A 10,671-nucleotide genomic window follows, 5' to 3' on the forward strand; every position below is an offset into this window, starting at 1 on the left:
CTCCAGGATCGTTTACACTTAGCCGATTCTGGATCATCCTGTGGATAAATCGGGAAGAATCTGTGAGAAACAGAAGATCTCTTTCTCAGTTTACGCTATGATCCGCGGTCCTGATCGTTTCAATGGATCCTGATCGGGTAAAAATTGCAGATAGCAATTCGCACGTCACCCTTTGCATAGGGTCTTGTCGATGTGCGTCAACAATCATGAATGTTTCAGCCTTTGTCATTTATCGACTTTTGTTCGAGTGGAGTCCGCCGTGTCACTTTCGCTTTGGCAGCAGTGTCTTGCCCGATTGCAGGATGAGTTACCAGCCACAGAGTTCAGTATGTGGATACGCCCGTTGCAGGCGGAACTGAGCGATAACACGCTGGCTTTGTATGCGCCAAACCGTTTCGTGCTTGATTGGGTAAGGGATAAATACCTTAATAATATTAATGGATTACTCAATAACTTCTGTGGAGCGGATGCCCCACAGCTGCGCTTTGAAGTCGGTACTAAACCCGTCACGCAAACGCTGAAAACGCCGGTGAACAACGTTGTTGCGCCCGCCTACGTGGCTCAGCAAGTGCAACCGCAACGTGCCGCTCCGTCGGCGCGCTCAGGCTGGGATAACGTCCCGGCACCGGCAGAACCTACCTATCGTTCTAACGTCAACGTCAAACACACGTTTGATAACTTCGTTGAAGGTAAATCTAACCAACTGGCGCGCGCGGCGGCACGTCAGGTGGCGGACAATCCTGGCGGCGCCTACAATCCGTTATTCCTTTATGGCGGTACGGGTCTGGGTAAAACCCACCTTCTGCACGCTGTCGGTAACGGTATTATGGCGCGTAAGCCAAACGCGAAAGTGGTGTATATGCACTCCGAACGTTTTGTGCAGGACATGGTTAAGGCCCTGCAAAACAACGCGATCGAAGAGTTTAAACGCTACTACCGTTCCGTGGATGCGCTGCTGATTGACGATATCCAATTCTTCGCGAATAAAGAACGATCGCAGGAAGAGTTTTTCCACACCTTTAACGCCCTGCTGGAAGGCAATCAGCAGATCATCCTGACTTCGGATCGCTATCCGAAGGAGATCAACGGCGTTGAAGATCGTCTGAAATCCCGCTTCGGCTGGGGACTGACTGTTGCGATCGAGCCGCCTGAGCTGGAAACGCGCGTTGCGATCCTGATGAAAAAAGCCGACGAAAACGACATTCGTCTGCCGGGTGAAGTGGCGTTTTTTATTGCCAAGCGTCTACGCTCTAACGTACGTGAGCTGGAAGGCGCACTGAACCGCGTGATCGCCAACGCTAATTTTACCGGCCGGGCGATTACCATCGATTTCGTGCGCGAAGCGTTGCGCGATCTGCTGGCTTTACAGGAAAAGCTGGTCACCATCGACAATATTCAGAAGACGGTGGCGGAGTATTACAAAATCAAAATTGCGGATCTGCTTTCTAAGCGTCGATCTCGCTCGGTAGCTCGTCCGCGCCAGATGGCGATGGCGCTGGCAAAAGAGCTCACTAACCACAGTCTGCCGGAAATTGGCGACGCGTTTGGTGGGCGTGACCATACTACCGTGCTTCATGCCTGTCGCAAGATTGAGCAGTTGCGTGAAGAAAGCCATGATATTAAAGAAGATTTCTCCAATTTAATCAGAACATTATCTTCGTGACGCTATGAAATTTACCGTTGAACGTGAACATTTATTAAAACCGCTTCAGCAGGTCAGCGGCCCGCTGGGTGGACGTCCTACACTGCCTATTCTCGGAAATCTGCTGCTGCAGGTTGCTGACGGTGCGCTTTCTCTGACCGGTACCGATCTCGAAATGGAGATGGTGGCGCGCGTGGCGCTGATCCAGCCTCATGAACCTGGTGCGACCACCGTTCCGGCGCGTAAATTCTTCGATATTTGCCGTGGGTTGCCGGAAGGCGCGGAAATTGCCGTTCAACTGGAAGGCGATCGCATGCTGGTGCGGTCTGGCCGCAGCCGTTTCTCGCTGTCTACGCTGCCTGCCGCCGACTTCCCGAATCTGGACGACTGGCAGAGCGAAGTCGAATTCACTCTGCCGCAGGCCACGATGAAGCGCCTGATTGAAGCCACGCAGTTTTCGATGGCGCATCAGGACGTGCGTTACTACTTAAACGGCATGCTTTTTGAAACCGAAGGGGAAGAGCTGCGTACCGTGGCGACCGACGGTCACCGCCTGGCGGTCTGTTCAATGCCTGTCGGTCAGCAGTTACCCAGCCATTCGGTGATCGTTCCGCGTAAAGGCGTGATTGAACTGATGCGTATGCTCGACGGCGGCGACAACCCGCTGCGCGTGCAGATTGGCAGCAACAACATTCGTGCGCACGTGGGTGACTTCATCTTTACCTCCAAGCTGGTTGATGGCCGTTTCCCGGATTATCGCCGCGTATTGCCGAAGAATCCGGACAAACATCTGGAAGCCGGTTGCGATATCCTCAAACAGGCATTTGCTCGTGCGGCGATCCTCTCTAACGAGAAATTCCGCGGCGTGCGTCTGTATGTCAGTGAAAACCAGCTGAAAATCACCGCCAACAACCCGGAGCAGGAAGAAGCGGAAGAAATTCTGGATGTCTCCTATCCTGGCACTGAACTGGAAATCGGTTTTAACGTTAGCTACGTACTGGACGTACTAAACGCGCTGAAGTGCGAGAACGTTCGTATTCTGCTGACCGATTCCGTATCGAGCGTACAGATTGAAGATGCTGCCAGCCAGAGCGCGGCTTATGTTGTTATGCCAATGAGACTGTAATGTCGCTCACCCGTCTGTTGATCCGCGACTTTCGCAATATCGAAAGCGCGGATCTCGCTTTATCCCCTGGCTTTAACTTCCTGGTTGGCGCGAACGGCAGCGGCAAAACCAGCGTGCTGGAAGCCATCTATACGCTCGGCCACGGCCGGGCGTTTCGCAGTTTGCAGATTGGCCGCGTAATTCGCCACGAGCAGGAGTCGTTTGTTTTACACGGGCGTTTGCAGGGGGAAGAGCGTGAGACATCGATTGGTCTGACGAAAGATAAACTGGGCGACAGCAAAGTGCGCATTGACGGCACTGACGGGCACAAGGTTGCGGAACTGGCGCACCTGATGCCGATGCAGCTGATCACGCCAGAGGGGTTTACTTTACTCAATGGCGGCCCCAAATACAGAAGAGCATTCCTTGACTGGGGATGCTTTCACAATGAAGTCGGATTTTTCACCGCCTGGAGCAATCTGAAGCGACTGCTCAAGCAGCGCAACGCGGCCCTGCGTCAGGTGAGTCGTTATGAGCAACTGCGTCCGTGGGATAAAGAACTGATCCCGCTGGCGGAACAAATCAGCACCTGGCGCGCGGAGTACAGCGCCGGTATCGCGCAGGATATGGCGGATACCTGTCAGCAGTTTCTACCCGAATTTTCTCTCTCCTTCTCATTCCAGCGCGGCTGGGAGAAAGAGACCGATTATGCCGAAGTGCTGGAACGCAGTTTTGAACGCGATCGCATGTTGACCTACACCGCGCACGGTCCGCACAAAGCGGATTTTCGCATTCGCGCTGACGGTGCGCCGGTGGAAGACACGTTGTCGCGTGGGCAGCTAAAGCTGCTGATGTGCGCCTTACGTCTGGCGCAAGGGGAGTTCCTCACCCGCGAAAGTGGGCGGCGGTGTCTCTACCTGATAGATGATTTTGCCTCTGAACTTGATGATGCCCGTCGTGGGCTGTTAGCCAGCCGCTTAAAAGCGACGCAATCTCAGGTCTTTGTCAGCGCAATCAGCGCTGAACACGTTCTGGACATGTCGGACAAAAATTCGAAGATGTTCACCGTGGAAAAGGGTAAAATAACGGATTAACCCAAGTTTAAATGAGCGAGAAACGTTGATGTCGAATTCTTATGACTCCTCCAGTATCAAAGTCCTGAAAGGACTGGATGCGGTGCGTAAGCGCCCGGGTATGTATATCGGCGACACGGATGACGGCACCGGTCTGCACCACATGGTATTCGAGGTGGTAGATAACGCTATCGACGAAGCGCTCGCGGGTCACTGTAAAGATATCGTTGTAACGATTCACGCTGACAACTCCGTGTCCGTTACCGATGATGGCCGTGGTATCCCAACCGGTATTCACCCGGAAGAGGGCGTTTCGGCGGCGGAAGTTATCATGACCGTTCTGCACGCAGGCGGTAAATTCGATGATAACTCCTATAAAGTTTCCGGTGGTCTGCACGGCGTAGGTGTGTCCGTAGTAAACGCCCTGTCACAGAAACTGGAGCTGGTGATTCGCCGCGAAGGTAAAGTGCATCAGCAAACTTACGTGCACGGTGTGCCGCAGGCGCCGCTGGCGGTAACCGGCGAAACAGAAGCGACGGGTACTCAGGTACGTTTCTGGCCAAGCCACGAAACCTTTACCAACGTCGTTGAGTTTGAATACGAGATTCTGGCTAAGCGTCTGCGCGAGCTGTCGTTCCTGAACTCCGGCGTCTCTATTCGTCTGCGCGACAAGCGCGATGGTAAAGAAGACCATTTCCACTACGAAGGCGGCATCAAGGCGTTTGTTGAATACCTCAACAAAAACAAAACGCCGATCCACCCAAATATCTTCTACTTCTCCACCGAAAAAGACGGTATCGGCGTTGAAGTTGCGCTGCAGTGGAACGATGGTTTCCAGGAAAACATCTACTGCTTCACCAACAACATTCCGCAGCGTGACGGCGGTACTCACCTTGCAGGCTTCCGTGCGGCGATGACCCGTACCCTGAACGCCTACATGGACAAAGAAGGCTACAGCAAAAAAGCCAAAGTCAGCGCCACCGGTGATGATGCCCGTGAAGGCTTGATTGCCGTTGTTTCCGTGAAAGTACCGGATCCGAAGTTCTCCTCACAGACCAAAGACAAGCTGGTCTCCTCTGAGGTGAAATCGGCGGTAGAACAGCAGATGAACGAACTGCTGAGCGAATACCTGCTGGAAAACCCGTCTGACGCGAAAATCGTCGTGGGCAAAATTATCGATGCTGCACGTGCCCGTGAAGCGGCACGTCGCGCGCGTGAAATGACCCGTCGTAAAGGCGCGCTGGACTTAGCGGGTCTGCCGGGCAAGCTGGCGGACTGTCAGGAACGCGACCCGGCGCTGTCCGAACTGTACCTTGTGGAAGGGGACTCCGCGGGCGGTTCTGCGAAGCAGGGCCGTAACCGTAAAAACCAGGCAATTCTGCCGCTGAAGGGTAAAATCCTCAACGTCGAGAAAGCGCGCTTTGATAAAATGCTCTCTTCTCAGGAAGTGGCAACGCTGATCACCGCGCTCGGCTGTGGCATCGGTCGTGACGAGTACAACCCGGACAAACTGCGTTATCACAGCATCATCATCATGACCGATGCGGACGTCGACGGCTCGCATATTCGTACGCTGCTGTTGACCTTCTTCTATCGTCAGATGCCGGAAATCGTGGAACGCGGCCACGTTTACATTGCACAGCCACCGCTGTACAAAGTGAAAAAAGGTAAGCAGGAACAGTATATTAAAGATGACGAAGCGATGGATCAGTACCAAATTTCTATCGCTCTGGATGGTGCAACGCTGCACACTAATGCCAGCGCACCTGCTCTTTCAGGTGAGTCGTTAGAAAAACTGGTTTCTGAATACAACGCGACGCAGAAAATGATTGGCCGTATGGAACGTCGTTTCCCGAAAGCGCTGCTGAAAGAACTGGTTTATCAACCGACGCTGCCGGAAGCTGATTTGGCGAACGAGCAGACCGTTACCCGCTGGGTTAATACGTTGATTACCGAGCTGAACGAAAAAGAACAGCACGGCAGCCTGTGGAAGTTTGATATCCACCACAACGCAGAGCAGAACCTGTTTGAGCCGATTGTGCGCGTCCGTACTCACGGTGTGGATACCGACTATATTCTGGACCACGAGTTTGTGACCGGTGGCGAATACCGTCGTATTTGTACGCTCGGTGAGAAGCTGCGCGGGCTGATCGAAGACGATGCGTTTATCGAACGTGGCGAGCGCCGCCAGCCGGTTGCCAGCTTTGAGCAGGCGCTGGAATGGCTGCAGAAAGAGTCACGTCGCGGCCTCGCTATCCAGCGTTATAAAGGTCTGGGCGAGATGAACCCGGATCAGTTGTGGGAAACCACCATGGATCCGGAAAGCCGTCGTATGCTGCGCGTTACCGTGAAGGATGCGATTGCCGCCGACCAGCTCTTCACTACGCTGATGGGCGATGCCGTTGAACCGCGTCGCGCGTTTATCGAAGAAAACGCCCTGAAAGCGGCGAACATCGATATCTAACTTGCACCCAGGTCTACAACCGTCCTGCAAAAGGGGAATCTCGATTCCCCTTTCTATCCCCCTTTTCGTAGCTGTTTTTTGAGCGGAATCGCGTTAGCATGAGGACGGACTCATTTAATCCGGGGAACTCATGGCTATCAAACTTATTGCTATCGACATGGATGGCACACTTCTGCTGCCCGATCACACCATTTCACCCGCGGTCAAAACGGCGATTGCCGCAGCGCGCGCGCGTGGCGTAAATGTGGTGCTGACCACGGGGCGCCCGTATGCCGGCGTCCACAGCTATCTGAAAGAATTGCATATGGAAGAACCCGGTGACTACTGCATTACCTACAATGGCGCGCTAGTGCAGAAAGCAGGGGATGGCAGTACTGTCGCGCAAACCGCGTTGAGCTATGATGATTATCGTTATCTGGAGCAGCTCTCCCGGGACGTTGGCTCGCATTTCCACGCACTCGATCGCAACACCCTGTATACCGCGAACCGTGATATCAGCTACTACACGGTGCATGAATCGTTTGTTGCGACGATTCCGCTGGTGTTCTGTGAAGCCGAGAAAATGGATCCCGCAACCCAGTTCCTGAAAGTGATGATGATTGACGAGCCGGAGATCCTCGATAAAGCTATCTCGCGCATACCTGCGGAAGTAAAAGAGAAGTACACCGTGCTGAAAAGTGCGCCGTATTTCCTCGAAATCCTCGATAAACGCGTCAATAAAGGGACTGGCGTGAAATCGCTGGCCGATGCGTTGGGTATAAAAGCCGAAGAGGTGATGGCGATTGGCGATCAGGAAAACGACATCGCGATGATTGAATACGCAGGTGTGGGCGTTGCCATGGACAACGCTATTGGGTCAGTCAAAGAAATCGCCAACTTTGTGACGAAATCTAACCTTGAAGATGGCGTCGCGTATGCTATTGAGAAGTTTGCGCTGAAATAAGATGTTATGGGCAAATGCCTTGGCGCATTTGCCCTGTTTCAGCAATTATTTGTGATACTGAGTGGTCACCTTGAGGAATATGCGCCACGCCGCTGCGCATTATCCATTTACGGGAAAACGCCGACGTCAGGGCCCGACTTTTCAGAATTTTGCCAAACAGTTTGAGACGTAACTTGCGGGTGGCTTTGCGGTAAGCGTGATTCATATCTGGTGCATCCAGCAACAATACAGATTTAAGCGCCTCCGCGCTGTCCAGCGCATAGCTAATCCCCTCCAGTGAGCTGGCGCTGATAAAACCGGCCGCTTCGCCAATCAAAAATGCGTTGTCCTTGCCACAGACGAAGTCTTTCCAGCGTGAAGGAAACAGCACAGTACATTTTTCACTTTTCACCGGTTTGCCGAACTGAAATTGGAACGCTTCCATCTTCGCTTTCAGCGCGTCAAAGCGCGCCTGGCCGTCCTTCATCGGGTAGGCACCGCCAAAGATAAAATAGCCATCTTTGCTGATACTCCAGGAATAACAGTCGGTTGCGTCGTTATCAAAAATGCAGGAATAGAACGGGACGGGATGCTTTTCCGCAAACCATTGTTGAATAGCAACATATTTACGGATCTGGTGCCGGGGATAGAGATGACGGCGTACCAGTGAGTTCGCGCCGTCGGCTCCCACCAGATAACGCGCGGTGATCTGCTGCTCCCAACCGTCGGCGCGGAAGATAACATGCCATTTATCGCCCTCGCGCCAGATTTTCCGACACAGGCTGTCGTGGTACACCTGTACATCATCAGGAATGAGAGATTTAAGCCATAAATCAAAAGCATGGCGGTTGATATTAATGTAGCTGCGCTGGTAGTTACGCGTCAAAGAGGCTGCAACATCAACCGTTTTAACGCTAAATATCTGTGGGTTAGCGATGACATCAACGGGTAAGGTTATCCCGTCGCGGATAAACGAACGCTGGGCATCCGGGGCCAACAGACCGCCGCAGGGTTTGGTGAAACCTTCGTTGCCGCACTGGTGTTTTTTATCCAACGCGATCACGCGCATTTTTCCACTCAACTGCCGCGCCAGCGCTGCGCCTGCCGGGCCTAACCCGATAATGGCTACGTCAAAATGTTCCATCTTTCTGTCCGCAAAAATGAAGATGGCGATACGCTAAAGCCTGAAAGTGAAGTGCTTGTGAAGTATGATTGCTGAAATCGTCTTGTATCAGGGCATTCCATGAAGCAAATCACCTTTACGCCGCGTAATCATCAGCTTACCAATATCAATACCTGGACACCGGACAGCCAGTGGCTGGTCTTTGATGTGCGCCCTTCCGGTGCCTCTTTTACCGGCAACACAATTGAGCGCGTCAATATTCATACTGGCGAGCTGGAGGTGATTTATCGGGCCATGCAGGGATCGCACGTTGGCGTGGTGACCGTTCATCCAAAGTTGGAAAAATATGTGTTTATTCATGGGCCTGAAAATCCTGATGAAACATGGCATTACGACTTCCATCATCGGCGTGGGGTGATAGCTACGCAGGCAAAAGTGGAGAATCTGGATGCAATGGATATTACCGCCCCATATACGCCGGGCGCGCTGCGTGGCGGTAGTCATGTGCATGTATTTAGCCCGAGCGGCGAGTTTGTCAGTTTCACCTATAACGACCATGTGCTGCATGAGCGCTCACCGGCGCTGGATCTACGCAATGTCGGTGTGGCTGCGCCCTATGGTCCGGTGACGGTCTCCGCGCAGCATCCCCGTGAGTACAGCGGGAGCCATTGGTGCGTGCTGGTAACCCAGACGACACCCACGCCTAAACCGGGTAGCGATGAGATTAACCGCGCCTATGAAGAGGGCTGGGTAGGGGAAAACAGACTGGCGTTTATCGGTGATACGTTATCAGTCACGGGCGAGAAAGTGCCGGAGTTATTTATTGTTGATTTACCACAGGATGAAAGCGGCTGGAAACAGTCGGGTGACGCTCCGCTGGAGGGCACTGAGGCAACAATGCCTGCGCCGCCATTCGGTATTTATCAACGCCGCCTGACGTTTACTCATGCGCGCGCCTTTCCCGGTCTGGTAAATCAGCCGCGCCATTGGGTGCGCAGTAATCCGAAGGCATCTGAAATTGCGTTTTTAATGCGTGATGACGTCGGCATTGTGCAACTGTGGCTGATTTCCCCACAAGGAGGGGAACCGCGTCAGCTTACCCGCTGCACCACGGATATTCAGTCAGCATTCAACTGGCATCCGTCGGGGAAATGGCTGGGGTTTGTACTGGATAACAAAATTGCTTGTTGTGATGCTCAGACGGGAGAGGTTGATTTTTTAACGGACCGTCACGGCAACCCACCATCGGGCGATGCGATCATCTTCTCTCCTGATGGTCGACAGGTTGCGTGGATGGAAGACGTCGAGGGTTTCCGCCAGCTGTGGGTAACAGAGACTGGGCGTTAACTTAAGGAGCAGGCATTTCAGCCGGAGGGATAACGGCGTTCGCGGCCTGCGTTCTCTCCTCGCTTTTTTCTACACGGGATCTCACCGAGTTATCTTTGCGAAAGAGATCCCACGGAAGTAATACTGTATCCAGTACTGCGGTAAACGGCATATCCAGAATCGCCAGTGACTTGGTTCCCCAGTTTGTATCACTTTCGCTAATCATTGTGGCGCTGGCGCGCGTGCCAGGATACGTCCCTTCTTTGCCCCCGGTATGCGACATAATGCTGGAACAGCCGCTCACAAACGCCATCCCGCTGCACATTGTCAGTGTTACCAATATTTTTTTTATCATCATTTTTTCATCTGTATTTATTGTGTTTGCATGGTGAGTTAAAGCGATCCGTTGCGAAAATAACATCACCATTTCGTCACACTGTGGCGGCTATCGCGATTTAACGATAACAACTGCTCCCACCAGTGTATGCAATAGACAACAAACTGCAAAAAAAGTCAGATGAATACGCTTGAAAAGTTTGTATTAAGACCCATTTTTAGAGTGTAGACAAATGAAGGGCATGCCTGATGGGTGTCCTGGCTACCTGACCTGTCCATGATGGAAGGTCTATTATTCTCGCTGATTTCAGGAGCTATTGATTATGCGTAACTTTGATTTATCCCCGCTGTACCGTTCTGCTATTGGTTTTGATCGCCTGTTTAACCTGCTGGAAAACAATCAGGGCCAGAGCAATGGCGGCTACCCTCCGTATAACGTTGAGCTGGTAGACGAAAACCATTACCGAATTGCGATTGCCGTTGCTGGTTTTGCTGAAAGCGAACTGGAAATTACTGCCCAGGACAATCTGCTGGTGGTGAAAGGCGCCCATGCGGACGATCAAAAAGAACGTACTTACCTGTATCAGGGGATTGCCGAGCGCAACTTCGAACGTAAGTTCCAGTTAGCGGAGAACATTCATGTTCGCGGCGCGAACCTGGTGAATGGTCTGCTGTATATC

9 protein-coding genes and 1 other annotated feature are annotated in these 10,671 nt (G+C 52.6%); of the genes, 7 read left to right on the forward strand and 2 right to left on the reverse strand.

Annotated elements, in window-relative coordinates:
• Window positions 1-259: 259 nt before the first annotated feature.
• The 5 genes from dnaA (at window position 260) to yidA (ending at window position 7,227) form a co-directional block, all read left to right on the forward strand.
• Complete coding sequence (gene dnaA / locus KQJ19_RS19870; protein WP_047498800.1) at window positions 260-1,663, forward strand: chromosomal replication initiator protein DnaA; 1,404 nt, start codon at window positions 260-262, stop codon at window positions 1,661-1,663.
• A gap of 4 nt (window positions 1,664-1,667) precedes the next feature.
• Window positions 1,668-2,768, forward strand: coding sequence for a DNA polymerase III subunit beta (gene dnaN, locus KQJ19_RS19875; protein WP_016155068.1), 1,101 nt, complete (start codon window positions 1,668-1,670; stop codon window positions 2,766-2,768).
• Complete coding sequence (gene recF / locus KQJ19_RS19880) at window positions 2,768-3,841, forward strand: DNA replication/repair protein RecF (protein ID WP_204552466.1); 1,074 nt, start codon at window positions 2,768-2,770, stop codon at window positions 3,839-3,841. The genes dnaN and recF overlap by 1 nt, the downstream gene beginning before the upstream one ends.
• Window positions 3,842-3,869: 28 nt before the next feature.
• Complete coding sequence (gene gyrB / locus KQJ19_RS19885) at window positions 3,870-6,284, forward strand: DNA topoisomerase (ATP-hydrolyzing) subunit B (protein ID WP_047498797.1); 2,415 nt, start codon at window positions 3,870-3,872, stop codon at window positions 6,282-6,284.
• 130 nt (window positions 6,285-6,414) lie between these two features.
• A complete protein-coding gene (gene yidA, locus KQJ19_RS19890; protein ID WP_016155065.1) occupies window positions 6,415-7,227 on the forward strand; it encodes a sugar-phosphatase in 813 nt (270 codons plus the stop codon).
• A gap of 4 nt (window positions 7,228-7,231) precedes the next feature.
• Here yidA and cbrA read toward each other — a convergent pair whose 3' ends face one another.
• A complete protein-coding gene (gene cbrA, locus KQJ19_RS19895; RefSeq protein WP_049282849.1) occupies window positions 7,232-8,350 on the reverse strand; it encodes a colicin M resistance lipid reductase CbrA in 1,119 nt (372 codons plus the stop codon).
• Between the two features lie 99 nt (window positions 8,351-8,449).
• Between cbrA and KQJ19_RS19900 the strand changes: the two genes are divergently transcribed.
• Window positions 8,450-9,676: a DUF3748 domain-containing protein gene (locus tag KQJ19_RS19900; RefSeq protein ID WP_216404034.1), complete on the forward strand. Its 1,227-nt coding sequence runs from the start codon at window positions 8,450-8,452 to the stop codon at window positions 9,674-9,676.
• 1 nt (window position 9,677) lies between these two features.
• Here KQJ19_RS19900 and KQJ19_RS19905 read toward each other — a convergent pair whose 3' ends face one another.
• Complete coding sequence (locus tag KQJ19_RS19905) at window positions 9,678-10,010, reverse strand: YceK/YidQ family lipoprotein (RefSeq protein WP_181635464.1); 333 nt, start codon at window positions 10,008-10,010, stop codon at window positions 9,678-9,680.
• Window positions 10,011-10,248: 238 nt separating this feature from the next.
• Window positions 10,249-10,321, forward strand: a sequence feature (ROSE (Repression Of Heat Shock gene Expression) occurs in the 5'-region of heat shock genes and acts as an RNA thermometer to modulate expression.).
• Between KQJ19_RS19905 and ibpA the strand changes: the two genes are divergently transcribed.
• On the forward strand, window positions 10,315-10,671 hold a 357-nt coding region (gene ibpA / locus KQJ19_RS19910), incomplete at its 3' end, for a small heat shock chaperone IbpA (RefSeq protein ID WP_216404035.1). Its footprint overlaps the feature before it by 7 nt.

This window comes from Citrobacter sp. S46_ASV_140 (genome assembly GCF_018919545.1).
GTDB classification, from domain to species: Bacteria; Pseudomonadota; Gammaproteobacteria; order Enterobacterales; family Enterobacteriaceae; genus Citrobacter; species Citrobacter braakii.